Source organism: Pseudomonas sp. PDM17 (genome assembly GCF_014851985.1).
In the GTDB taxonomy this organism is placed as follows: Bacteria; Pseudomonadota; Gammaproteobacteria; order Pseudomonadales; family Pseudomonadaceae; genus Pseudomonas.
The window spans coordinates 729750-755083 of sequence record NZ_JACVAT010000002.1 but is presented as its reverse complement, the minus strand read 5'-3'; the positions used below and the strand labels follow the sequence as shown (position 1 = coordinate 755083).

Here is a 25334-nt window from a genome sequence, read left to right as displayed (position 1 = left end):
AGACGCGACTTGTTCCTGGCGTCTCGCAGGCGCGAATCCGGCCCGAGCTGTTGCGCCGTCACTTAGAGCAGGCCCGCCTGGATCATGAGGTCCACGACCTTCTGGCTGTCCAGCCGGGAAGCGTCGATGACCGGAGCATCCAACTGGTCCAGCGGGACCAGTTCCGGGTTCGACGGCGCACCGTCGCCAACCGCGTACTCGAAGGAATTGCCGTCACGCAGAATGGCCTGGCCTTTGGGGCCGGTGATCCATTGCAGGAACGCCTGGGCTTGCTTCTGGTGCTTGCTCGAAGCCAGGACACCGCCGCCGGACAGGCTGATGAAGGCGCCGGGGTCCTGGTGCCTGAAGTAGTGCAAGGCGGTGTTGCCGCTGTTTTCGCCAGTCCGTGCCTGGTCGCCGAAGTAGTAATAGTGGTAGATCACGCCGGAATCGATCTGCCCGGCGTTCACCGCCTTGAGCACGGCGTTGTTGCCCCGGTAATTCCGCGCGCCGGCTTTCAGCGCCTCGAGCCAGTCGAGCGTCACGGCTTCGCCCTTGAGTTCCAGGAGCGCGCCGACGATGGCCTGGAAGTCAGCCCCGGCGGGTGATGCGGACCAGCGTCCGATCCACTGCGGCTCGGCCAGTTCCAGCAGCGATTTGGGCAGATCGGACTCCTTCACCCGGTCCTTGTTGTAGACAAAGACAGTGGAGCGGGCAGCGATGCCGACCCAATGACCCTGGGCTGTTCTGAACGGTGCGGCTACCTGGGCGATAGTGACCGGGTCGACGGGAGCGAAAAGCCCGGCGTGATCGACGAGCATCATCGCGGGGGAGTTCTCGGTCAGGAAAACATCGGCCGGAGATGCCTTTCCCTCCTGGACGATCTGGTTGCCCAGCTCGATATCGTCGCCTTTGCGCAAGGTAACCTTGATCCCGGTGTCCTGGGTAAAGCCTTCACTCCAGGCTTTGGTCAGCGACTCGTGCTGGGCATCGTAAACCACGATGCCGTCGTCATCCGAAGCCGCCAGCGCCGATTCCGCGCCCAGCAACGCCGTGCTTCCGATCGCCACCAGAATGGCCAGCGAGGCTCCGCACAATTTCATCAAACGCCGCTCCAATCAATTCGAGAGTGGCGGCGATATTCGCCTGAAGGCTGTTAAGAAATTGTCGTTCTCATTTGACGGGGCTTGGCGAGAGGCGATGGAGGGTTCTGCGATGCAGCTGAACCCTCGGGGCTAGCTGCACGCTGAACGATAAGCGAGGGGAACACTCGCTCCCTGGCTAACTGGAAGGGTGCGCCTTGACCAGATCCCGGGCCATTTCCAGGTGCTGCTGGAGCACGGGCAGGGTCTGCTGGGCGAAGTTCTTGATGTCCGCGTCTGCGGCATTGTTGGCTGCGTCGGTGAAGACCTTCACCGCTTCCTCGTGAGCGCTGACCTGGTTGTTGGCATAGGCTGCGTCGAACGACTCCTCGCGCACGTCGAGCACCTTGGCCTTCGCCTGGCTGGTCAGGCTGGCGCTGTCGGCGAGCTGCAGCTGGTGCTTTGCGGCGAGCGACTTCAGCGTGGCATTGGCCTTCTCGTGATCGTCGATGATGTGCTGTGCGAAGGTTTTCACATCGGCAGACTGGCTCTTCTTCAGCGCCAGTTTTGCAGCGTCGATCTCTGCCATGCCGGCGGCTGATGCTTCGCTGACGAAATGCTGGTCCTGTGCAGACTTCTGCTCCGCCATCACCGGGGCGGCGACGAGGAGGAGGGCGCACAGTAGTCCGTTCCGCAGATGGCCTGTCATGTTCATGGTGATTCCTCTGATCGGATGAGGCCCCGCGAGCAGGGGGCATGTCCGGATGACGAGCCTGGCCGGGGAGCGTTCAGTGCTGAGGATGAACGGTCGTGAGCGAGGGAGTGGCCGCTCGAAGAGCAGTTTGTCGCGTGGGACGGGCGGTCAGCGGTTGCAGGGGCCGCAGGCGAGGACGAAGGCGGTCGCTCTCGGCGCAGGTCGAGCGAATATGTGAACTCTCAGAGGCAGGTCTGTCCCATCAGGTAGATCCAGGCGCGGCTGTCCTTTCATGCCGCGCACTGATTCGAATCCTGATGAGGAGGACTCTACCGTGGCCAAACCCACCGCAAAGAAGAGCCGATTGGCGGGCACCGAGACTATCGACCGGGGCAACACCAATGAAAAGCTGGAAGCCCTGGAGCGCTACCGTGAAGACGCGACTGGCGAGGCGCTGACCACCAACACCGATGTGCGCATCGCCGACAACCAGAACAGCCTGCGCGCCGGCGAACGCGGCCCTTCGCTGCTGGAAGACTTCATCCTGCGGGAGAAGATCACCCACTTCGACCACGAGCGGATTCCCGAGCGTATCGTCCACGCCCGCGGCGCGGCGGCTCATGGTTTCTTCGAGTCGTACGAGGACTGGAGTTCGCTCACCAAGGCGTCGTTCCTGGGCAAGGCCGGCAAGCAGACGCCGGTGTTCGTGCGCTTCTCAACCGTACAGGGCCCGCGTGGCTCCGCGGATACTGTGCGCGACGTGCGCGGCTTCGCCGTGAAGTTCTACACCGACGAGGGAAACTACGACCTGGTGGGTAACAACATGCCGGTGTTCTTCATCCAGGACGCCATCAAGTTCCCCGACTTCGTCCACGCGGTGAAGCCCGAGCCTCACAACGAGATGCCCACCGGCGGCTCGGCCCACGACACCTTCTGGGACTTCGTCTCGCTGACTCCGGAGTCGGCGCACATGGTGATGTGGGCCATGTCGGACCGGGCGATTCCCATCTCGCTGCGGCACATCCAGGGCTTTGGCGTGCACACCTTCCGCCTGATCAATGCGGCAGGCGACAGTTCGCTGGTGAAATTCCACTGGCGGCCGAAATCCGGCGTCTGTTCGCTGCTCTGGGACGAGGCGCAGAAGCTTGCCGGCAAGGACCCGGACTTCCACCGCCGCACACTGTGGGACGACATCGAGAGCGGCGACTACCCCGAATGGGAACTGGGCGTGCAGGTCATTCCCGAGGCCGATGCGGACCAGTTCGACTTCGACCTGCTCGACCCAACCAAGCTGGTGCCCGAGGAACGGGTGCCGGTGAAACTGCTCGGGCGCATGGTGCTCAACCGCAACCCGGACAACTTCTTCGCCGAGACCGAGCAGGCCGCGTTCCACCCCGGCCATATCGTGCCCGGTATCGATTTCAGTAACGACCCGCTGCTGCAGGGCCGGCTGTTTTCCTACACCGATACCCAGCTACTGCGTCTGGGCGGCCCGAACTTCAACCAGATCCCGATCAACCAGCCGCTATGCCCGTTCCACAACAACCAGCGCGATGGCCTGCACCAGCATATGCTGCACAAGGGGCGCGCGGCCTATGAGCCGAACTCCATCGATGACGGCTGGCCGAAGGAGACGCCGCCAGCCGCGCGCCAGGGTGGTTTCACCAGCTACCACGAGCCTATGACAGGCGCCAAGGTGCGGGTGCGTGCCGATTCCTTTGCCGACCACTTCACCCAGGCGGCGCTGTTCTATCACAGCCTCAGCGAGGCGGAGCAGGGGCATGTCGCTTCGGCCTATGTGTTCGAGCTGTCCAAGGTGGAACGGATGCCGATCCGTGAGCGCGAGGTAAACGAAATCCTCGCCAATATCTGCCCGAAACTCGCGGAGAAAGTCGCCAGCCAGATCGGCGTGAAAGTCACCCACAAGGCAGCCAGGGTGCCACAGCCCAAGCCGTCACCGGCGCTGAGCCAGGCCAACCTGCTGGCTGGGGATATCCGCTCGCGCAAGGTGGCGGTCCTGATCGCCGATGGCGTCAGGGAGAGTGATGTGCGCGACCTGAAAGATGCGCTCGAGAAGGCAGGAGCTGCCGGCAAGCTGATCGGTCCGAGCACTTCGCCGGTGAAGGCAGAAGGTGGTGCATGGCTGACTCCAGACGCCAGTTGGGATGGCTTGCCGTCAGTGGCCTTCGATGCGGTGTACGTCCCCGGCGGAGCCAAGGCGATCCAGCAGATCGGCGGTGACGGGCGCGCACTGCATTACCTGCTGGAAGCCTACAAGCACCTCAAGCCGCTGGCCTTCTGCGGCGATGCGCAGGCATTACCGGGGCAACTCGGTCTGTCGCCTGACGAGGGCATCGTCCAGGGGCGCTCGGCAGCGGATGTGTTCGCCGCTTTCGAGAAGGCGCTGAAGCTGCACCGCATCTGGGCGAGGGAGGCGCAGGTGGCGAAGATTCCGGCTTGAGTTGGCCCTGCAGGAGTGGTCGTGTCCCGCTCCTGCAGGTCAGAATGCAGGGTGAATGACGCCGGCAGCGTTATCCGCCCTGCTAAATGATCAGCCCAGCCGTTTTACCGTCAGCGTCACTGCCGCAATCCGCTCGGCTTGCTGGTAGGCCGAGCTGTCCAGCTCCTCGCCGAACACATCCGGGTCCATCTCCTCGTAGTGCCAGCTCACCGGACGATCGATCAGTAATGCGTCCAGCTGTCGGCGCAGGGGCGCCTCGCCGTTGACCACCGCGGCGCCGGTATAGAGCAGCAGGGAGCCGCCGACGTTCAGGCGTTGCAGGGCGGTTTCGACGATGCGCAATGACAGGCCTGCGCCAAACGCTCCGCCACCATGGCGGTAGGTGCGCTCGTCCGGATCGAGCAGGTACGGCGGGTTGGCGACTATCAGGTCGAACTGCCCCTCGATGCGCTCCAGCAGGTTGCTCTGGCGGATCTGCAGGTCATCGATGCCGGCGAGATAGGCGTTGGCACGGGTGAAGTCCAGGGCGCGCGGATTGATGTCCACGGCGGTGACTTCCGCATCCGCAAAGGCCTGTGCGATGAGGATCGCGCCGGGGCCGGCACCGCAGCCGATATCCACGGCGCGGCGCACGTTGCCGGCCTCACCACTCTGGAAATACTGGTGCAGCGCGTGGGCGAAACGGTAGGTGTCCGGGCCGAAGAACACCGCATCGGTCTCCACCGTGGGGTAGGCGGAGTGAGCGAACAGCTGGTCGTCCAGGCTCGACCAGCGAACCGCGCTGCGCCATTGACTGTCCTGGCGCTGCAGCAGTCCGCCGGTTTCCAGCAGGGCGAGCATGCGCTCGCTGACTAAGGCATCGGGAAATAGCCGGCTCCAGCCGAAGACCCCCTGAAGATCGCCGGCCAGCTGATTTCCCGGCCGGGCGTTGACGCGTGCGTGGGTCGCGGGGGTGACCGTGGTGAAACGGTAGTCCTGCGCCTGCAATTCCTGCCCCAGTGCGATCAGTGTCTCCAGGCGCGAGTCGAAAAATATAGTCATGGTTCGATCCCCAGTTTATCGGTGTAGATGCGCGTGGCCAGCAGTCCGGCTGGTGTCCAGTGGTGGTGCGGGGCCATGAGAGCGACCAGGCGATGCATGCGGCTGCGCGGCGAAAGCGTGGATAGCTCGTTGAGCAGGGCGCGCTCCTCGGTGGCGAATTCCGAGAGTGCCGACGGTGGGGTGGCGCTGGCTTTCTCGCTACCGCCCCAGGGATTGCGTTGCGCAGGTTCGTCGCCGGCGATCCAGTCGTGCAGCAGCTGCCGCTCGTAGGGATTGAACACACCGAACATGGCCGCGCTGTCTCCGGAAATCAGGCCCCAGAGACGACTGTTGGCGGGGGCCTGGTGGCGCTTGATCCAGCCGAGTTGCTGCAGTGCAGCAAGAAATTCCCCCATGCGTCCGGGGCCGGCCATCCACTGGTTCACCGTGCGCCCGCCGATGCGTGCACGGTCATCGTGCATCTGCCTGGCGAAGGGCCGCTTGCGCTCAAGCATGGCGACCACTTCGGCTTCCAGGTCGAAACCATCGAGCAGCTGTTGGTTGGATAGCCCAGCGTCGTTGAGCCGGTAACCGGCGTGCACACGACGCAGGAACGCGCCGCGATCAGCCAGCTGCGGCAGGTTGGCCTCCAGTGCCTGCAGCGCTTTGCGACCGTGGCCGGTGGCAGCGTTGTCGATGGTTACGTGCAGGCGGAAGTACTCCGGGTCGATACCCAGTTCGCGCAGTTCGCAACTGGTGATCATCAGGTGCAGTGGCGGCAGCTCGTATCCGAGGTTGTAGCCCAGCACTTCGGGCAGGTAGTCGTCTGCCAGATAACCCAGCGCCAGCTGCAGGGTGCCTTGCAGGTAATGCGCATCGCTCAGGTCGGGCGGGGCATCGCAACCCAGGCTGTCCAGCAGGCGCTGGTACACCAGCACGTGGTTGCGCGCGGGGATACCATGGCCCAGCTCCTCCAGGCACGTGTGTACCAGTGGCAGCAGGCGCGGGTCGCTCCAGTGTTCGAGCACGCCGTAGAGCCAGGCGCCGTCTACCCGCTTGGTCGGAGCGATGGCCTGGAGGAAGTGCAGGGCATGGGCGCGATGGGCGAAGTGCCGACGCGGTGCACCCTCCCGCCGCTCGCTCAGGTAGGTGGCATAGCCCTGCGCGCTGCGCTCGGCGCGGTTGGACAGCCAACTGTCCCAGCGTTGCGGGTCGGCGGGCAACTCGTCGTCGTGGGCAGCCAGCAGGTCCAGCTGCGTATCAAGAAACGTGGCTGCACGCTCCAGACAGTCCTGTGGAGTGCGCAGCAACGACTGATAGAGATCGCGGATGGAGCAGTGCTCGCGGTACGAGGCGACAGCATTCCGGGAGGCGGGTGGCGTCATGCGGGGCTCCTCGTTGGAAAAAACGGGACGCTTTCTCTTGCGAGTGAGCGGGCGAACAAAGGTTTCAAGTAAACGCCAAAGCGCAGGGAGCGAAGAGCGGAAAGACTGAACGCCACTGGCGACGGCGCGTCCCAGCCGTAACCGCCATACCGCGAGGTCCGCCATGCCAGCACGCCCCGCGTTGCCCCGCTTCGGGATCGAGGAGGAGTTCTTTCTGCTCGATCCCACCAGTCTGGACCTCGCTCGCGACGTGCCACTGGGCTTTTCCCATGCCTGCCGTGGCGTACTGGGCGAGGAGGTCGCGGAGGAAATCTTCCAGTGCCAGTACGAACTGGTCAGCCCGGTCCTGCGCCAGCTCGACGAGGCAGCCGCATTTCTGAGTGACCGCCGCTGCCGATTGCGCGCGATATCCCGTTCCCACGGGCTGGAAACCCTCTGCGTCGCTGCCCATCCCTTCACCCATGCGCACCGTCAGCCCCCGGCGTTCCGCGCGCGTTACCAGCGGTTGTTCGACGAGGCGGGTGTGGTGGCGCGGCAAAGCTTGCTCTGCGGTCTGCATGTGCATGTAGAGGTGCGCGGCATCGACCGTGTACGCGTGATGAACCGTGTACTGCCCTGGATGCCGCTGCTGCTCGCTCTGAGTGCGTCATCGCCGTTCTGGGACGGGCGTGACACAGGACTGGTCAGCTATCGCCAGTCGCTCTGTGGGGAGTGGCCGCGCATGGGGCCCCCCGCGCAACTCACCGATGAGTCTCACTGGCGGCGCTACATCGCGTTGCTCCTGCAGTACGGTCTGATGCACGAGCCCGGTCACGCCTGGTGGTTCCTGCGGCCCTCGGCGCATTACCCGACCCTGGAGCTGCGCATCCCCGACGCCTGTCCGCGGATCGACGATGCGCTGTGCATCGCCGGCCTGTTCCGTCTGCTGGTCAGCCACGCGCGGGAGGCACACGAACCTGAAGAGCCGAACTGGCAGCGAGCCTTGCTGGCGGAGAATTTCTGGCAGGCTCGGCGGCATGGCTGCGCGGGGCACTTTCTGGTGGAAGGCGATCGGGTGGTCAGTGCGCGGGATTGGCTCCAGCGAGCGGAGGTGGCCGTTGAAGATTGGCTGGACGACGAAAGTCAGCGGCTGTTCGCCCATGCCGCCAGGATCATCGAGGAAGGCAACAGCGCGGATCGGCAGCGCATGGCCTACCAGTCAGCGCGTGGCAAGGGGCAAACCGATGCGGCTGCGCTGGTTGCGGTGGTGCACCATCTGCTGGCGGAGAACCGGTTGGCGGCCGGTGCAGTAGCGGGTGGCTGACTGGCGGATGGCTTGCCGTCCTTGCCGATCCTCCCGGCAGAAAACCTGAACTCCAGCGCTATGCGCCGGCTCAACCGGCCTGAACGCACACAGGACCATTCAGACCTGGAGGCAGCGCCATGACCAATTCCGCCAAGAGCTCCGCGAAGAAAGCACCCGACCCGCAGCACATCGAGATCGACGACACCCAAGACCGCATGGGCAGCGTGCGCGAGCTGGATTTCGAGAAGGCTCCCGAAGGACGCATCGGCGACGAGCGTTCGCCCGAAGAGGTGGAGCGCGAGTTTCCTGCGCAGCGCCGCCGCGAGATGGGCCAGACCGGTGGCGAGACCCTGGGCGACAGCGCCGTGGAAGATGGCGTGAGCATGGACGATCTGGCCCCGGAAACCCTGATCGACGAGGACGGTACCGAATCGCCGCTGGAGCCGGGCGACAGCGCACCGGTGGACAAGCAGCTGCATATTCGCCGCGAAAGCGAGATTGGCGGAGGCATCGGCCTGGATGAGGCGGAGGAAGGCCACGTGCGCCCTTTGGACGGCAAACCCTGGGATGACTCCGACCCCGATGAGGAGCAATGACCCATGGCCCGCGCCGCCGTTCCGAATCAGACCCTGAAGGAGTACGCCCGCAAGCGCGATTTCAGCGGCACCCCGGAACCCAGCGGTGAAGCGCCGGGCAGCCATGCCGGGGAATACGCCTTCGTGGTGCAGAAGCACGACGCCAGCCACTTGCACTATGACTTTCGCCTGGAACTGGATGGGGTGCTGAAAAGCTGGGCGGTGCCCAAGGGCCCGTGCCTGGACCCCAGCGTGAAGCGCCTGGCCATCGAGGTCGAAGACCATCCGCTGGATTACGCGCGCTTCGAAGGGCACATCCCCGAAGGACACTACGGCGCAGGCGACGTGATCGTCTGGGACGAAGGCCGCTGGACGCCCATCGGCGACCCCCACGAGGGCATGCAGAGCGGCCATCTGAAGTTTCGCCTGGAAGGCAGCAAGCTCGCCGGCAGCTGGAACCTTGTGCGAACCCGTATGGCGGGTCGTCAGCCGCAATGGTTCCTGATCAAGGGACGCGACGACCAGGCGCGGGACTATCCGCGCTTCGACATCCTGGCCGAGGAGCCACTGAGCGTCGTGACCGGGCAATCGCTGCCCAGCGAGTCCTCCGGGGCGAAAAAGACGCCTCCGAAACGGGCCAGGTCGACGAAGCAGACCCCGACAACCCGCAAAGCTACGCTCCCTGACGCCATTTCCCCGCAACTCGCCACGCTGGTGGGCGCACCGCCTCCCGGCGATTGGCGCTACGAGATCAAGATCGACGGCTATCGCATCCTTGCCCGTCTCGATCGGGGCAAGGTACGTCTGATGACGCGAAACGGCCACGACTGGTCGAAGAGGCTGCCGGAGCTGAGCAAGGCGCTGGCGGCGCTCGAGGTGCAATCCGCCTGGCTGGACGGCGAGATCCTGGTCATGGACGAGGAGGGGCGCCCTGATTTCCAGCGCTTGCAGAACGCCTTCGATGCCAATGTCTCCGCGCCGATCCACTACACCCTGTTCGATCTGCTCTGGCTGGACGGCACGGATTATCGCGGCAAGCCGCTGGAAGAACGCCGCCAGGCGCTACAGCGTGTCCTGCGTGGCAATGCCAATGAAGCGTTGCGCTACTCGGAAGACTTCACCGATGACCCGCGCAGCATCCTCGACAGCGCCTGTCGTCTCGGCCTGGAAGGCCTGATCGGCAAGCGTGCCGGCAGCCCCTATTCCGAGAAGCGCTCGCACGACTGGATCAAGCTCAAGTGCAAGCGCCGGCAGGAATTCGTCATTGCCGGTTTCAGCGAGCCCAAAGGCTCGCGCTCGCACTTCGGTGCCTTGCTGCTCGGCCTGCATGACGAGGACGGAGCGCTGCGTTACGCCGGCAAGGTCGGAACCGGTTTCAGCGCAGCGAGTCTCGCAACCCTTCATCAGCAGCTCAAACCTCTTCAGCGCAAGACCTCTCCGCTGAAGGACGCGCCCAAGGGCGCGGACGCCAGGGGCGTGACCTGGCTACGCCCGGCGCTGCTGTGCGAAGTCGCCTTTGCCGAAATGACCCGCGAGGGGTTGGTGCGCCAGGCGGTATTCCAGGGCCTGCGCAGTGACAAGCCGGTGCAGGCCATCGTCGAGGAGAAACCTAGACAGGCCGCACAGGGCGCTGACACAAAGACTGCGAAGGGAACACCGGGCAACACCCTGCAGGGCGTGACCATCACCCATCCCGACCGGGTGATCGACCCTGCCAGCCAACTGCGCAAGATCGACGTGGCGCATTACTACGAAAAGGCCGCCGAGCGCCTGCTGCCCTGGCTGGCTGACCGCCCGGTGTCGCTGGTGCGCGTACCGGACGGTGTCGGTGGCGAGCAGTTCTTCCAGCGGCATGCCTCGCGCACGGAAATCCCAGGCGCGCAGCCGCTCGATCCGAAACTCGATCCGGGCCATGCGCCGCTGCTGCGGATCGTCACGGCCAGGGGGCTGGTGGGCGCTGCGCAGATGAGCGCTCTGGAACTGCATACCTGGAACGCCACCCTGGATGATCTGGAAAAGCCTGACCGCTTCGTCCTGGATCTCGACCCGGACCCGTCACTGCCCTGGCAGCGGATGATCGAGGCGACGCAGCTGACCCTGACGCTGCTGGATGAACTCGGACTCCCGGCGTACCTGAAGACCAGCGGCGGCAAGGGCATGCACATTCTCGTCCCCCTGCAGCGGCGTCACAGCTGGGACGAGGTGAAGGACTTCGCCCATGCCATCAGTCGGCATCTGGCCAAACTGATGCCCGATCGTTTCAGTGCTGTGTCCGGGCCGAAGAACCGCGTCGGGAAAATCTTCATCGACTATCTGCGCAACACTCGCGGCGCCAGCACGGTCTGCGTCTGGTCGGTGCGGGCGCGAGAGGGTTTGCCGGTGTCCGTGCCGGTTCGTCGCGATGAGCTTGCCACGCTCAAGGCCGCGAATCAGTGGACGATTGCCAACGTCGACGAACGCCTGGTGGCGGCCGATCCGTGGGCGGGCTGGGCCAACACCAGGCAGCGCCTGACTCGCCGGATGATCGACCAATTGGAAGGCTGAAGGTGGCGGTTCAGGGGGCCTGCGACGCCACCAGCTGGTCCGCCAGTTCGCGCTGGTGATAGAGCATCGGCAGCCAGATACGGGCGAAGCCTTGCAAGTCAGCGTCGGCGGCTTCCTTGCTCATGCGGTCGAAGGAGCTCACCGCTTCCTTGCTCGATCGCAACTGCGCCACCGCATAGTCGTGATCGAAGCGTTCACTGGCGGTGAGCGGCGCCTGACTGTTCTCTGGCTTCAGCGGGGCGTCGCTCTGCGCCGGCACGCCCTTTTTCTGCGCCAGGGTCTGCAGGTCGCGGAGCATCGCCGAATGTTCGTCCAGCACGCCCTGGGCCTGGTCGCGCACCGCCAGGGTCTTGCCGTAGCGGATAGCCTGCTGGGCGCGAGCGAGCTGCTGCTGGCTGTTGGTCAGGGCGGCGGAGATGAAGGCTGATTCATCGTCCTTGCCCTCTGCGAAGCTGCTGCCGGCGAGCACTGCGAAGCTCAGCAACAACCAGCGCAGGAAAGAGGAGGCGAGGGGAGTCGACATGGGAATTGCTCCTTCTTCTGGCTTTGCGACTACCGCAGTGGACGCAGCCCTGGGCGCACGGTTCAGAAAAGCCGGTCGGCGGCCTGAGCCATTGGTGAAAAAGCCTGAACCAAGCTTCCTGGCTTCGGCCTACCCAATGAGTCGATGACTCCTGGAGGAACCAAGCCATGAACGAACAACGCTGCTCCTGCCCCGGCTGTTCCTGCAGCCTGGGAGCTACGGCCGTGTACCGCGAAGGCCGTGCCTACTGTTGCCAGGCCTGCGCCGACGGCCATCCGGATGGCGAAAAACACTGTCAGGACACGCACTGCCATTGCGGACAGCAAAAGCCGCCGCGTGGTTGAACCCATCCGAGATGCCCTGGTGCATCGAAGGAGAACCCCATGAGCGAGACCGAAACCCTGCCACCACAACACCAGGACCAGCAGCCGGGCCTGGAGGAACAGATGCGCCCGCAGCCGGAGTTCGTCTCCGGCGAGTACCGTGCTGCTGCCAAGCTGGCCGGCAAGGTCGCCATCGTGACCGGGGGCGACAGCGGCATCGGTCGTGCCGTCGCGGTGACATTCGCCCGTGAGCGCGCCGATGTGGTGTTGCTGTACCTCGACGAATCCGAGGACGCGCTCAAGACCTGCCAGATCATCGAATCCCTCGGCCAGCAATGCCTGGAGATGTCCGGTGATGTCGCCGATGCGGGCTTCTGCGCGGAAGTGGCGCGCCGCGTCGAGGAGCGCTGGGGACGTCTGGACATACTGGTGAACAATGCGGGGGAACAGCATCCCCAGGAGTGCCTGGAAGACATTACGCAGCAGCAGTGGGAGCGGACGTTCCGCACCAACATCTTCGGCATGTTCCAGCTGACCAAGGCGGTGCTGCCGCTGATGGGCGAGGGCGGCACTATCGTCAACACCACCTCGATCACCGCCTACAAGGGCAACCCGAAACTGATCGACTATTCATCCACCAAGGGCGCGATCACCTCGTTCACCCGCTCGCTGGCGATGAACCTGGTCAGGCGCGGCATTCGCGTCAACGCGGTGGCACCGGGACCGATCTGGACACCGCTGATTCCTTCGACCTTCGATGCCGAGGAAGTCGCGACCTTCGGCACCAACACGCCGATGGGGAGACCAGGACAGCCCGAAGAACTGGCCCCGGCCTATGTCTACCTCGCCAGCAGCGACTCCTCCTATGTCAGCGGGCAGGTGCTGCACGTCAACGGTGGGACGGTGGTCAACGGCTGAGCCGCAGGAGATCAGGCCGCGCGTCGCAAGGCCTCGATCAGCTGCTGCTTGCGCATGCTCGAACGACCGGCGATGTGCCGGGTCCGTGCGCGGTTGAGCAACTCGGCCTTGGTCATGGATTCCAGCGGTTGGTCAGGCCGCGGCACGCCTTGCTTGGTGGCTACCGCGCGCTTGGCCGAGCTGCGCCGCGCGGCGGCCTTGGCCGGTGCGCTCTTGTTCCGGCCCGAGCCACCGCTGCGTTCGCCGCCGCCGGACTGCTTGTTCACGGTTGCCCAGGCTCGGGCTTCTGCCTCGTCCTTGGGAACGCCCCGGCTCTCATAGCTTTCCTCGATGTGTTCGGCCTTGCGCTTCTGCTTGTCGGTGTACTTGTCTTTATCGCCCCGTGGCATGGCTTGTTCTCCCTTGGCTGATGCGTCAGTGCACGCTCTTCGAGCGCCCGGCCCGCCAGCGCAGGCCACAGTGGGGAGAAACCGCTCGTCGCCGATCGTTCGGCGTTTCTGATGAACGGGCCATGCCGGTGAAGGAAAAGGTCTGAACTCAGCGTTTTCCTCGCGGACAGATGCACTGGGGCGCCTCGTGCGCCATCGGCAATCAGTCACCGACAGAAGCAGGAGACGGCAATGGCCCTGGACAGCATTCCCGATCAGTCGGCAGTCGAGATCTTCAAGCATGCCGTGCTCACCCGCTTGCGCTATGCGGTCGGCAAGGACCCGGCCGACGCCTTTGACCATGACTGGTTCGAAGCGGTGGCCCTGGCCACGAGCAAGTACCAGGTGGACAACTGGGAAGAAACCACCCGCGCCATCGATCGCAGCGCGCGCAAGCACGTGTACTACCTCTCCCTGGAGTTCCTCATCGGCCGTCTGCTGATCGACAACCTGAGCAACCTCGGGCTGCTCGAGGTGGCGCGTCAGGCACTGTCGGAACTGGGCGTGGACCTGGAACGCATCCGCCTGCTGGAGCCAGACGCGGCACTGGGCAATGGAGGCCTCGGCAGGCTGGCAGCGTGCTTCATGGAAAGCATGGCGACGCTGGACATCCCCGCCCACGGCTACGGCATCCGCTACGAGCACGGGCTGTTCAAGCAGGTGATCGGCGATGGCTGGCAGCAGGAGCACACCGAAACCTGGCTGGACTTCGGCAACCCCTGGGAATTCGAGCGCCCTGAATCCGCCTACAGCGTCGGCTTTGGCGGCAGCGTCTACAGCGAGCCGGACGCCAATGGTGTCGAGCGCCAGCGTTGGGAACCGGTAGAGCGCGTTCGCGCGGTCGCCTATGACATGCCGGTGGTGGGCTGGCGCACTGCCAGCGTGAACACCTTGCGCCTGTGGCGCGCCCGCGCCGAGGAAACCCTCAAGCTCGACCGCTTCAACGCCGGTGATCACCTGGGGGCGGTGGCCGACACCGTGCGTGCGGAAAGCATCTCCCGCGTGCTCTACCCGGCGGACAGCACCGAGGCCGGACAGGAGCTGCGTCTGCGCCAGGAGTACTTCTTCGTCGCTGCCTCCCTGCAGGACCTGATGCAGCGCCACCTGGGCAAGGGCGAGGACGTGTACGGCCTGCCCGGGCGGGTCGCCATCCAGCTCAACGACACCCACCCGGCCATCGCCGTGGCCGAGCTGATGCGCCTGCTGCTGGACGAGCGTGGGCTGGATTGGGGCGACGCCTGGGAGCTGACCGTGGCGACCCTGTCCTATACCAATCACACGCTGCTGCCCGAGGCGCTGGAATCCTGGCCGGTGGGGCTGATGGAACGCCTGTTGCCCCGGCACATGCAGATCATCTACCTGATCAATGCCTTCCATATCGACGCCCTGCGCGCCAAGGACATCCACGACTTCGCCCTGCTGCGGTCGGTCTCGCTGATCGAGGAGGACCACGGCCGCCGCGTGCGCATGGGGAATCTGGCGTTCCTCGGCTCGCACAGCGTCAATGGTGTCTCTGCGCTGCACACCGAACTGATGCGCGAGACGGTGTTCCGTGACCTGCACCGGTTGTACCCGAATCGCATCAGCAACAAGACCAACGGCGTGACCTTCCGCCGCTGGCTGTTCCAGGCCAACCCTGAACTGACCGAACTGCTGGTCGACACCCTCGGGGACGACGTCCTGGACAACCCCGAGAGCCGCTTGCGCGACCTGGCGGCCCACGCCGAGAAGTCCGCCGTGCGCCAGCGCTTCGCCCAGCAGCGGCGCAACGCCAAACAGCGCCTGGCCGTGCTTATCGAGGAGCGCCTGGGCCTGCGTGTCGACCCGGATGCCCTGTTCGATGTGCACGTCAAGCGCATCCACGAGTACAAGCGTCAATTGCTCAACCTGTTGCACACCGTGGCGCTATACCAGGACATCCGCAATGACCCGACCACCGAACGCGTACCCAGGGTGAAGATCTTCGCCGGCAAGGCCGCGCCCAGCTATGTGCTGGCCAAACTGATCATCAAGCTGGCCAACGACATCAGTCGCACGGTCAATGCCGACCCCACCGTGCGCGGGCTGCTCAAGGTGGTGTTCATCCCCAACTACAACGTCAGCCTGGCCGAATCCATCATTCCGGCGGCGGACCTGTCCGAGCAGATATCCACGGCGGGCCTGGAGGCGTCAGGCACCAGCAACATGAAGTTCGCCCTCAACGGCGCGCTGACCATCGGCACCCTGGATGGCGCCAACGTCGAGATGTGCGAGCGTATCGGCCCGGAGAACATGTTCATCTTCGGCCTCAAGGCGCAGCAGGTGGAGGCTCGCAAGCGGGCAGGGGAGCTGGCCATGCACAACGAGATCGCCGAGTCGCCACGCCTGCGCGAGGCGCTGATGGCGATCAGCAGCGGGGTATTCTCGCCGGATGACCCGCAGCGCTTCAGCGGATTGGTCGACAGTCTGCGCCATGACGACCGCTTCATGGTCTGCCCGGACTTCGACGCCTACTGGGATGCGCAGGAGCGCGTGGAGCAGCTCTGGCGAAAACCGTCGCGCTGGTGGAAAGCCTCGATGCTCAATACTGCACGAGTCGGGTGGTTTTCCTCGGACAGGACCATTCGCGAGTACGCCCAGGACATCTGGCAGGTGCCCGTCGGCGGGGAGTGAACCGCTCGCGACACAGCAACAGCCGGCAAGCCCTGGCTACGAAGACGCGGGGCTTGCCGCGGACGAACTGCTGAATTTCTGCCGGGCGGTCAGCGGTTGCAGGCGAAATCAAGCAAACCAAATGGCGTTCGTCCGGGTCTGGACTCTTATCAGGGCTTCAACAAGAGCCGGACATGGACACACTGGAGCGAATCTGGCTGACGCTGGTGGCCGAGTTCTCCGACCTCAGCGAAGTCGAGCAGATCACCCGCGCCTCGCTGCGCCTGAGCCTCGCCGTGGTGCTGGGTGGTGTCGTGGGCTATGAGCGCGAGAGCCAGGGTAAGGCCGCCGGCCTGCGCACGCACATGCTGGTGACCCTGGGCGCGGCACTGTTCGTGATGGCGATCCGGGAAGGTGGCGCGCAGGCGGACGCCGTCAGTCGGGTCATCCAGGGCATCGCCGCGGGGATCGGCTTCCTCTGCGCCGGCACCATTCTCAAGGGCAGCCAAGTCTCCGAAGTGAAGGGCCTGACCACCGCGGCCGGGCTCTGGCTGAGTACGGCCATCGGTATCAGCGTCGGGCTGGGGCATTCGGCCACGGCGGTGCTCGGCACGCTGCTGGCGCTGCTGGTGCTGCACTGCCTGCCGCGCTGGCTGGAGCGCAACCACAAACATGCCCCTCACGAGTCGAGAGAGGACCGCGATGTTCCGTGAATTCGCCCAGGCCTGCGCCTGGACCGACGCCATGTTCGAGAACGGCCGCTACAGCGGGCTGATCGAATACCAGGTCATCCGCGAGGGCGCCGCGGTGGAAGTGCTGTGGGTCTATGCCCCCGGCAGCCGAAACACGTCGGAAGCCGAAGCGGCGGCGCGCCGCATGCTCGCACGGGTACGCGATATCGACGCTGAGGGCCGCGTGCACTTCGATGACGGCGTGACCTTGCAGGAGGACTGCCCATGGCCCGTGTGATCTGGAAAGGCGCCATCAGCTTCGGCCTGGTGCATATCCCGGTAGCGCTCAACAGCGCCTCGCGCTCCAGCGGCACCGATTTCGACTGGCTCGACGAGCGCAGCCTGGAGCCGGTTGGCTACAAGCGGGTGAACAAGATCACCGGCAAGGAGGTGCCCAGGGAACACATCGTCAAGGGCGTGGAACTGGAGAAAGGCCGCTATGTGGTCATCAGCGAGGAGGAAATCCGCGCCGCACGCCCGGAGGCGACCCAGAGCATCGACATCCTCGGCTTCATTGATCTCGAAGAAATCCCCGTGCCGTTCTACGACTCGCCGTACTACCTCACGCCCGAGAAGCGCGGCGAAAAGGTCTACGTGCTGCTGCGCGACACCCTGAAGAAGACCGGCAAGGCCGCCGTCTGCCAGTTGGTGATGCACAGCCGCCAACACCTGGCGATGTTGCGCGAGGAAGGCGAAGCCATCCTGCTGATGACCCTGCGCTGGCCGGCGGACGTGCGCGAGGTGGACGAGCTGGGCCTGGCGCTGGGCAAGGTGAAGCTGGACAAGCGCGAGACGGAAATGGCCGAGCGGCTGGTCAAGGACATGTCCGGCCACTGGACACCGGCGGACTACGAAGACCGCTTCAGTGAGGAAATCCACCGCCTGGTGGAGCAGAAGGCCGCCAAGGGACAGCTGGAGACGGTCCCGCAAGTGGAAGCGAAAAGTGGCGAAGGCGCGGACATCATCGACCTCACCGAGCTGCTCAAACGTAGCCTCAAGGGCGACGGGAAGCGGCGCGTGGCGGCCAACGCGCCGGCGAAGAAAAGTGCAACCAGCAAGCCCACGCCCAAGCGCAAGACCTCTTGAGCCAACCACTGGCGCAATTAGCCTGAACTTGCCGCCGTAGCGTCGTTCCCAACCCCTGTAGCTCGCCAATCCACCACGAGCGCGCCACCGGGCGCGCACCGCCGCGAGGAGGGCGCCGCGATGGAACGGGAGAATCCGGCCAGCCGGGCCGAAACCGCCGCCAATGAGGCACGCATCGTCATCGAGGATGTGCAGCCACGCCTGGAAAGCGGTCGTTTTGCCGCCAAGGCCATCAGCCACCGCGCATCGCGCATCCACGCGCGCATCTTCAGTGATGGCCACGACAAGCTGGCTGCCGAGGTCGCCTGGCGCGAGAGCAAGGGTCAGCCGTGGCAGAAAACGCCCCTGCAAGCGATGGGCAACGACCACTGGGAAGCGCATATCACCCCGACCCAGGTCGGCCGCACCGAGTTCATCGTGCTGGCCTGGATCGACAGCTACGCGAGCTTCCGCTACGAGCTGGAGAAGAAGTACGCCGCTGGACAGGTGGTGGACCTGGAGTTCCGCGAGGGCATCGAGCTGCTGCAGCACGTGCTGCAGACGGCGCCGGAGGACTGTGAAGCGGAGCTGGCGCAGATCGTGCGCGAACTGCAGGGCAGCGAAGAGCGCGAGGCGCGCTTCGGCCTGCTCATGGCGCCGCGCACCCTGGAAGTGATGCAGCGCGCAGAACACCGGCCGTATCTGACCCGCAGCCTGACTTTCGAACTGGATGTGGAGCGACCACTGGCCGAATTCGCCAGCTGGTACGAGCTGTTCCCGCGCTCAGAAAGCAGCGTGCCGGGGCAACACGGAACCTTCGCCGACGTTCACCGACGCCTGCCGGACATCGCCGCCATGGGCTTCGACGTCCTGTATTTCCCACCGATCCATCCCATCGGTCGCCAACACCGCAAGGGTCGTAACAACAGCCTGCAGGCCGGTCCGGACGACCCCGGCAGCCCCTACGCCATCGGAAGCGAAGAGGGCGGTCATGACGCCGTGCATCCTCAGCTCGGTACATTGGAAGACTTCCGCGACCTGGTGGAAGCCGCCCGCGAACGCGGCCTGGAAGTCGCCCTGGACTTCGCCATCCAGTGCTCGCCGGACCACCCCTGGTTGCGCGAGCATCCCAGCTGGTTCAGCTGGCGCGCCGACGGGACCATCCGCCACGCGGAGAACCCGCCAAAGAAATACGAGGACATCGTCAACGTCGATTTCTATGCCCCGGATGCCGTACCCGATCTGTGGATGGGGTTGCTGCAGGTGGTGCTGGGCTGGGTGGAGCAGGGCGTCAACCTGTTTCGCGTCGACAACCCGCATACCAAGCCGCTGCCATTCTGGGAGTGGCTGATCGCCGAAGTGCGCCGCGAGCATCCGCAGGTGATCTTCCTCGCCGAGGCCTTCACCCGGCCGGCGATGATGGCGCGACTGGGCAAGGTGGGCTTCAGCCAGAGCTACACCTACTTCACCTGGCGCAACACCAAACAGGAGCTGGAGGAGTATTTCACCGAGTTGAACCAGTCGCCGCTGCGCGATTGCTACCGGCCGAACTTTTTCGTCAACACGCCGGACATCAACCCCTATTTCCTGCAGCGCTCCGGGCGCGCCGGCTTTCTCATTCGGACGGCGCTGGCGACCATGGGGTCGGGCCTGTGGGGCATGTACTCAGGCTTCGAGCTGTGCGAGGCGGACCCGGTGCCGGGCAAGGAGGAGTACTTCGATTCCGAGAAGTACCAACTGCGCCAGCGCGACTACCACGCCCACGGCAACATCGTCGGCGAGATCACCCGGCTCAACCGCATCCGCCGGGAGAACCCGGCACTGCACAGCCATCTCGGCTTCCAGGCCTATTGCGCGTTCAACGACAACATCCTGCTGTTCGGCAAGCGCACCGCAGACCTGTCCAACTTCATCCTGGTCGCGGTCAGCCTCGACCCGGACAACGCCCAGGAAGCCGACTTCGAACTGCCGCTCTGGGAGTTCGGCCTGCCCGATGACGCGTCCATGGGCGGTGAGGACCTGATGAACGGCCACCGCTGGACCTGGCACGGCAAGCGCCAGTGGATGCGCATCGAGCCCTGGCACCTGCCGTTCGGCATCTGGCGCCTGCACCCCGAGACCTGAACCCTTAAGGATTGCGACCATGGCCAAGCGCAAGACCCGACCGTTCCTCGATGATCCGCTCTGGTACAAGGACGCGGTCATCTATCAGCTGCATGTCAAATCCTTCTTCGACGCCAACAACGACGGCATCGGCGACTTTCGCGGGCTGATCGAGAAGCTCGACTACATCGCCGAGCTGGGCGTGAACACCCTCTGGCTGCTGCCGTTCTACCCCTCGCCACGCCGCGATGACGGTTACGACATCGCCATGTACAAGGGCGTGCACCCGGACTACGGCACCCTGGCCGATGCCCGTCGCTTCATCGATGCAGCCCACGAACGCGGGCTGCGGGTGATCACCGAACTGGTCATCAACCACACCTCCGACCAGCACCCCTGGTTCCAGCGCGCACGGCGGGCGAAAAAGGGTTCCCAGGCGCGCAACTGGTACGTGTGGTCCGACGATGACGGCAAGTACGACCAGACGCGGATCATCTTCATCGACTCCGAACAGTCCAACTGGACCTGGGACCCGGTGGCCGGGCAGTACTTCTGGCACCGTTTCTACTCGCACCAGCCGGACCTGAACTTCGACAATCCGCAGGTGCTGCGCGCAGTGCTCGGGGTGATGCGCTACTGGCTGGACATGGGCGTGGACGGCCTGCGCCTGGACGCAATCCCCTACCTGATCGAACGTGAAGGCACCAACAACGAGAACCTCCCCGAGACCCACGTGGTGCTCAAGCGGATCCGCGCCGAGCTGGACGCCCACTACCCGGACCGCATGCTGCTGGCCGAGGCCAACCAGTGGCCGGAGGACACGCGCCCGTATTTTGGCGGGACGGACGGCGGCCCCGGCGACGAGTGCCACATGGCCTTCCACTTCCCGCTGATGCCACGCATGTACATGGCCATCGCCCAGGAAGACCGCTTCCCGATCAGCGACATCCTGCGCCAGACCCCGGCGATCCCGGACAACTGCCAGTGGGCGATCTTCCTGCGCAACCACGATGAGCTCACCCTGGAGATGGTCACCGACGACGAGCGTGACTACCTGTGGAACTACTACGCCGCCGACCGCCGCGCACGCATCAACCTGGGAATTCGCCGCCGTCTCGCGCCGCTGGTGGAGCGCGACCGCCGGCGCATCGAACTGCTCAACAGCCTGCTGCTGTCCATGCCGGGCACGCCGACCCTCTACTACGGCGACGAGATCGGCATGGGCGACAACATCTACCTGGGCGACCGCGATGGCGTGCGTACGCCGATGCAATGGTCGATGGACCGCAACGGCGGATTCTCCCGTGCGGACCCGGCCAGCCTGGTGCTGCCGCCGATTCTCGATTCGCTCTACGGCTACCAGGGTGTCAACGTCGAGGCCCAGGCGCGCGACCCACACTCGCTGCTCAACTGGACCCGTCGCATGCTCGGCGTGCGCAAGCAGCAGAAGGCCTTCGGCCGCGGCAGCATCAGTATGCTTTCGCCGCCGAACCGGCGCATCCTGGCTTACCTGCGCCAGTACCGGCCGGAGGGCGAGGGCGCAAGCGAAGAGACCCTCCTGTGCGTCGCCAACCTGTCCAACGCCGCCCAGGCGGTGGAGCTGGACCTGGCGGCCTTCGACGGCCGGGTGCCCGTCGAGATGCTCGGTGGCGCTTCCTTCCCGCCCATCGGTCGGCTGACCTACCTGCTCACGCTGGCGCCCTACGGTTTCTACTGGTTCTACCTCGCCGACAGCCAGCAGATGCCGGCCTGGCACGTGCAGCCCGTGGAGCGCATGCCCGAGCTGCCAACCCTGGTGCTGGCCCAGCGCCTGGGCGAGATCATGAACGGTGCACCACGCGAGCTGCTGGAGAACGACTCACTGCCGCGCTACCTGCCCAAGCGCCGCTGGTTCGCCGGCGGCCGCCTGGAAGCCGGCAGCGCCCACCTGCTGTATGCGATGCCACTGACCGAGGACGATGCGGCACCGATGCTGTCGGAGGTGGAAGTCTCCGGGGCCGAGGGCGCTGAGCACTATCAGTTGCCACTGGCTGCCGTGCCGGAGAAAGGCAGCGCCGGCACCGATCTGCCTCAGCAACTGGCCATGGCCCGACTACGCCGCGGGCGCAAGGTCGGTCTGCTGACCGACGCCTTTGCCTTGCCCGCATTCAGCCGCCTGGTCCTGCGCATGCTGCGCGAGACAGCAACGATGCAAGGCCCTGCCGGCGAGCTGCAGTTCCTGCCGCAACCCGGCTTGCCGCAGTACGGCGAGATTGGCGAGGAGGCGGAAGTCCGCGTACTCAGCGTCGATCAATCCAACAGCTCCGCGCTGATCGGCGACAAGCTGCTGCTCAAGCTGCTGCGCCGCGTGTTCCCCGGTGTACATCCGGAGGCGGAGATGGGCGGCTACCTGAGCCGGCGCGGCTACGCCAACATCGCCCCGCTGCTGGGCGAGGTACGGCGTATCGACGCCAGGGGCGAGCCGCACACCCTGATGTTGCTGCAGGGTTATCTGAGCAACCAGGGCGATGCCTGGAGCTGGACACTGAACCAGCTGGAACGCGCCATGCGCGACGGCTTGCTGCCGGGTGTGGAAGCTGCAGAGCCTGGGTTCGACGTGATGGAAGAGTTGCGCCTGTTCGCCGGCAAGCTTGGCCAGCGATTGGGCGAGATGCACCAGTTGCTGGCCGAAGCCACCGACGTGCCGGATTTCGGCCTGCACCGCAGTGGCGCCGCTGACAGCGCCGCCTGGAACAGCAGCATCGGCACGCAGATCGAACAGGCGCTGGAGGCTCTGCAACGCTCTCGCGGCCACCTGGATGAGCGTGGCGGTGTGATGGCCGACTGGTTGCTGGAGAAACGCGGCGAACTGCTGCAGGCCGTGGCCAACCTGGCGCGGTTGGCCGAGGGCGGGGTGATGATCCGCGTCCACGGCGACTTGCACCTGGGCCAGGTCCTGGTGGTGCAGGGTGATGCGTTCCTCATCGACTTCGAAGGCGAGCCGAACCGCCCGTTGGCCGAGCGCCGTCGTCGCCATAGCCCGCTGAAAGATGTGACCGGCGTACTGCGTTCCTTCGACTATGCCGCCGCCATGGCCCTGCGCAGCGCCCAGGGCACCGAGGCGCCCGCAGAACTCCAGGCGGCGCGCGCGGAACTGGCGCTGCGCTATCGCCGCGAAGCCCGCGTCGCCTTCCTCGAAGCCTATCGAGCCGCCGCTGTGGACCTGCCGCACGAATGGCATGGCCGCGAAGGCGAGGGCGCGGCGCTGGCCCTGTTCAGCCTGGAGAAGGCCGCGTACGAAGTGCTCTACGAAGCCGGACATCGCCCTGACTGGCTGGACGTTCCGCTGCAAGGGCTGTTCGAACTGGCGCGACATCTGATTGGAGGACGTACATGACACCGCTCCGCGACCTGGACCATCTGCAGCGTGCCGACCACGCCGATCCCTTCTCTTTCCTCGGTCCGCACCGTGACGCAGAGGGCGAACTGGTGCGGGCATGGCTGCCCGGTGCGCTGGCGGTGGAACTGTTGTCGCCGCAGGACGAATTCCTCGTCGCCATGGAGCCGCTGGATGCCGGTGGGCTGTTCGTTGCGCGCCTGCCCCGGAAGACACCGTACCGGCTGCGCATCCACTGGCCCGAGCATGAGCAGGTCACCGAGGACCCCTATGCCTTCGGCCCTTCCGTAAGTGAACTGGACCTCTACCTGTTCGCCGAGGGCAACCATCGCCAGCTCGGCAAATGCTTCGGCGCGCAGGCGATGGAGCACGAAGGCGTGATCGGTGTGCGTTTCGCCGTGTGGGCACCCAATGCCAGGCGGGTCTCGGTGGTGGGCGACTTCAACGGCTGGGACGGTCGCCGGCATGTGATGCGCCTGCGCTACCCGGCTGGCGTCTGGGAACTGTTCATCCCGCGCCTGCAGCCGGGCGAGGTCTACAAATACGAATTGCTCGGCCAGGACGGCCTGCTGCCGCTCAAGGCCGACCCGATGGCGCTGGCCACCGAGATGCCGCCGGCCACCGGCTCGCGGGTAGCGGACCCGACACCCTTCGCCTGGCAGGATGACGAATGGATGCTGCAACGTGGCGAGCGCCAGGGATTCGACCGGCCACTGTCAATCTACGAATTGCACGCCGGGTCCTGGCAGTGGGTGGAAAACCGCGCGCCAACCTGGGACGAGCTGGCGGATCGACTGATCCCCTACATCGACGACCTGGGCTTCACCCATATCGAATTGATGCCAATCATGGAGCATCCCTTTGGCGGCTCCTGGGGATACCAGCCGCTGTCGCTCTTCGCGCCCACCGCGCGCTACGGCCGCCCGGCGGAATTCGCGCGTTTCGTCGACCGCTGCCACCAGGCCGGGATCGGCGTGATCCTCGACTGGGTGCCGGCGCATTTCCCCACCGACGCCCATGGCCTGTCGCACTTCGACGGCACCGCGCTGTACGAGTACGCGCACCCGTTCGAGGGCTTCCATCAGGACTGGGATACCTTCATCTACAACCTCGGCCGCAACGAGGTGCATGGCTTCATGCTGGCCTCGGCGCTGCATTGGCTGCGTGAATACCATATCGACGGCCTGAGAGTGGATGCGGTGGCCTCGATGCTCTACCGCGACTATTCGCGCAAGGAAGGCGAGTGGATCCCCAACCGCCACGGCGGCCGGGAGAACCTCGAAGCCATCGAATTCCTCAGCCACCTCAACAGCGTGGTACACACCGAAGCGCCGGGCGCGCTGGTCATCGCCGAGGAGTCCACCGCCTGGCCGGGCGTCAGCCGGCCGACGGAAGAGGGCGGCCTGGGCTTCGCCTACAAGTGGAACATGGGCTGGATGCACGACAGCCTCGCGTACATCCGCGAAGACCCGATCAACCGCGGCCATCACCACCACAAGCTGACTTTCGGGTTGCTCTATGCCTTCTCCGAGCACTTCATCCTGCCCATCTCCCACGACGAGGTGGTGCACGGCAAGGGTTCGCTGCTGGGCAAGATGCCCGGCGACCGCTGGCAACAGTTCGCCAACCTGCGGCTGTTCCTGTCGATGATGTGGACCCATCCGGGCAAGAAGCTGCTGTTCATGGGCTGCGAGTTCGGCCAGTGGCGCGAATGGGACCACGACGGCCAGCTGGACTGGTACCTGCTGCGTTACGCCGAGCACTTCGGCGCCCAGGCAATGGTTCGCGAGCTGAACCAGCTGTTGCGTGAGGAGCCCGCGCTCCACGCCTTCGACGATCGCGCCGAGGGTTTCCACTGGCTGATCGGCGACGACCAGCGCAACAGCGTCTACGCCTGGCTGCGTCTGGCTGGCGACGGCGCGCCGCTACTGGTGGTGCACAACTTCACCCCGGTACCACGTCCGCACTACCGCATCGGCGTGCCGCTGGCCGGCCATTGGCAGGTGCTGCTCAACAGCGACGCCGACGCATTTGGCGGCTCGGGTGCGGGCAGCCGGGGGACGCTGGAAAGCGACCCCCATGAATCCCACGGGCAGACCCAGTCCCTGGCGCTGGACCTGCCGCCGCTGGGCTGCCTGATCCTTCGCCCCACCGGCGACGCCGTCGACCTGTAGCCGCAGGCCATGCTTTGATCCGCCTGCAGGGTCGGCG

Annotated in this window: 19 protein-coding genes; 13 read left to right on the top strand and 6 right to left on the bottom strand. The window is 65.2% G+C overall.

Going from position 1 to position 25334, the window contains the following annotated elements:
* Nucleotides 1–62: 62 nt before the first annotated feature.
* Together IB256_RS09090 and IB256_RS09085 are read right to left on the bottom strand one after the other, a co-directional pair.
* Entirely contained in the window at nucleotides 63–1082 is a 1020-nt protein-coding gene (locus tag IB256_RS09090; protein WP_192402219.1) for an iron ABC transporter substrate-binding protein, read from the bottom strand.
* 178 nt (nucleotides 1083–1260) lie between these two features.
* Entirely contained in the window at nucleotides 1261–1776 is a 516-nt protein-coding gene (locus IB256_RS09085; protein WP_192295871.1) for a DUF4142 domain-containing protein, read from the bottom strand.
* 271 nt (nucleotides 1777–2047) lie between these two features.
* Here IB256_RS09085 and katE point away from each other — a divergent pair, with 271 nt between their 5' ends.
* Nucleotides 2048–4216: a catalase HPII gene (katE, locus tag IB256_RS09080; RefSeq protein ID WP_192402217.1), complete on the top strand. Its 2169-nt coding sequence runs from the start codon at nucleotides 2048–2050 to the stop codon at nucleotides 4214–4216.
* A 90-nt stretch (nucleotides 4217–4306) separates the two neighbouring features.
* On the opposite strand, the gene IB256_RS09075 is transcribed toward katE, so the two are convergent.
* Entirely contained in the window at nucleotides 4307–5257 is a 951-nt protein-coding gene (locus IB256_RS09075; protein ID WP_192402215.1) for a methyltransferase, read from the bottom strand.
* The gene (locus IB256_RS09070; RefSeq protein WP_192402213.1) at nucleotides 5254–6621 is read right to left on the bottom strand and encodes an iron-containing redox enzyme family protein; all 1368 of its coding nucleotides are present in this window, start codon (nucleotides 6619–6621) and stop codon (nucleotides 5254–5256) included. The genes IB256_RS09075 and IB256_RS09070 overlap by 4 nt, the downstream gene beginning before the upstream one ends.
* Nucleotides 6622–6784: 163 nt before the next feature.
* On the opposite strand from IB256_RS09070, the gene IB256_RS09065 reads away from it, so the two are divergent.
* The 3 genes from IB256_RS09065 to ligD all read left to right on the top strand — a co-directional run bounded on the left by IB256_RS09065 (nucleotide 6785) and on the right by ligD (nucleotide 11025).
* Complete coding sequence (locus tag IB256_RS09065) at nucleotides 6785–7924, top strand: carboxylate-amine ligase (protein WP_192402211.1); 1140 nt, start codon at nucleotides 6785–6787, stop codon at nucleotides 7922–7924.
* 119 nt (nucleotides 7925–8043) lie between these two features.
* On the top strand, nucleotides 8044–8502 hold the full coding sequence (locus tag IB256_RS09060; RefSeq protein ID WP_192295876.1) for a phosphotransferase system, HPr-related protein: 459 nt from the start codon (nucleotides 8044–8046) through the stop codon (nucleotides 8500–8502).
* Between the two features lie 3 nt (nucleotides 8503–8505).
* Nucleotides 8506–11025, top strand: coding sequence for a DNA ligase D (ligD, locus tag IB256_RS09055; protein WP_192402209.1), 2520 nt, complete (start codon nucleotides 8506–8508; stop codon nucleotides 11023–11025).
* Nucleotides 11026–11035: 10 nt separating this feature from the next.
* On the opposite strand, the gene IB256_RS09050 is transcribed toward ligD, so the two are convergent.
* Entirely contained in the window at nucleotides 11036–11548 is a 513-nt protein-coding gene (locus IB256_RS09050) for a DUF4142 domain-containing protein (RefSeq protein WP_192319018.1), read from the bottom strand.
* A gap of 167 nt (nucleotides 11549–11715) precedes the next feature.
* Between IB256_RS09050 and IB256_RS09045 the strand changes: the two genes are divergently transcribed.
* Complete coding sequence (locus IB256_RS09045; protein WP_151187083.1) at nucleotides 11716–11892, top strand: metallothionein; 177 nt, start codon at nucleotides 11716–11718, stop codon at nucleotides 11890–11892.
* 39 nt (nucleotides 11893–11931) lie between these two features.
* Nucleotides 11932–12789, top strand: a complete 858-nt coding sequence (locus IB256_RS09040; RefSeq protein ID WP_151187084.1) for an SDR family oxidoreductase — start codon at nucleotides 11932–11934, stop codon at nucleotides 12787–12789.
* An 11-nt stretch (nucleotides 12790–12800) separates the two neighbouring features.
* Here IB256_RS09040 and IB256_RS09035 read toward each other — a convergent pair whose 3' ends face one another.
* A complete protein-coding gene (locus IB256_RS09035; RefSeq protein ID WP_192295879.1) occupies nucleotides 12801–13178 on the bottom strand; it encodes a Rho termination factor N-terminal domain-containing protein in 378 nt (125 codons plus the stop codon).
* Nucleotides 13179–13409: 231 nt separating this feature from the next.
* Between IB256_RS09035 and IB256_RS09030 the strand changes: the two genes are divergently transcribed.
* The 7 genes from IB256_RS09030 to glgB all read left to right on the top strand — a co-directional run bounded on the left by IB256_RS09030 (nucleotide 13410) and on the right by glgB (nucleotide 25297).
* Entirely contained in the window at nucleotides 13410–15869 is a 2460-nt protein-coding gene (locus tag IB256_RS09030; RefSeq protein WP_192402207.1) for a glycogen/starch/alpha-glucan phosphorylase, read from the top strand.
* 173 nt (nucleotides 15870–16042) lie between these two features.
* Entirely contained in the window at nucleotides 16043–16561 is a 519-nt protein-coding gene (locus tag IB256_RS09025) for an MgtC/SapB family protein (protein WP_081519909.1), read from the top strand.
* Nucleotides 16551–16817 (top strand): hypothetical protein, encoded by a 267-nt coding sequence (locus IB256_RS09020; RefSeq protein WP_192295881.1) that lies wholly within the window; start codon nucleotides 16551–16553, stop codon nucleotides 16815–16817. Before IB256_RS09025 ends, IB256_RS09020 begins: the two co-directional genes overlap by 11 nt.
* Nucleotides 16805–17665, top strand: coding sequence for a Ku protein (locus tag IB256_RS09015; protein ID WP_192402205.1), 861 nt, complete (start codon nucleotides 16805–16807; stop codon nucleotides 17663–17665). The genes IB256_RS09020 and IB256_RS09015 overlap by 13 nt, the downstream gene beginning before the upstream one ends.
* Nucleotides 17666–17785: 120 nt before the next feature.
* On the top strand, nucleotides 17786–19768 hold the full coding sequence (locus IB256_RS09010; protein ID WP_192402203.1) for an alpha-1,4-glucan--maltose-1-phosphate maltosyltransferase: 1983 nt from the start codon (nucleotides 17786–17788) through the stop codon (nucleotides 19766–19768).
* A gap of 19 nt (nucleotides 19769–19787) precedes the next feature.
* Entirely contained in the window at nucleotides 19788–23123 is a 3336-nt protein-coding gene (treS, locus tag IB256_RS09005) for a maltose alpha-D-glucosyltransferase (protein ID WP_192402200.1), read from the top strand.
* On the top strand, nucleotides 23120–25297 hold the full coding sequence (gene glgB / locus IB256_RS09000) for a 1,4-alpha-glucan branching protein GlgB (protein WP_192402198.1): 2178 nt from the start codon (nucleotides 23120–23122) through the stop codon (nucleotides 25295–25297). The genes treS and glgB overlap by 4 nt, the downstream gene beginning before the upstream one ends.
* Nucleotides 25298–25334 lie beyond the last annotated feature (37 nt).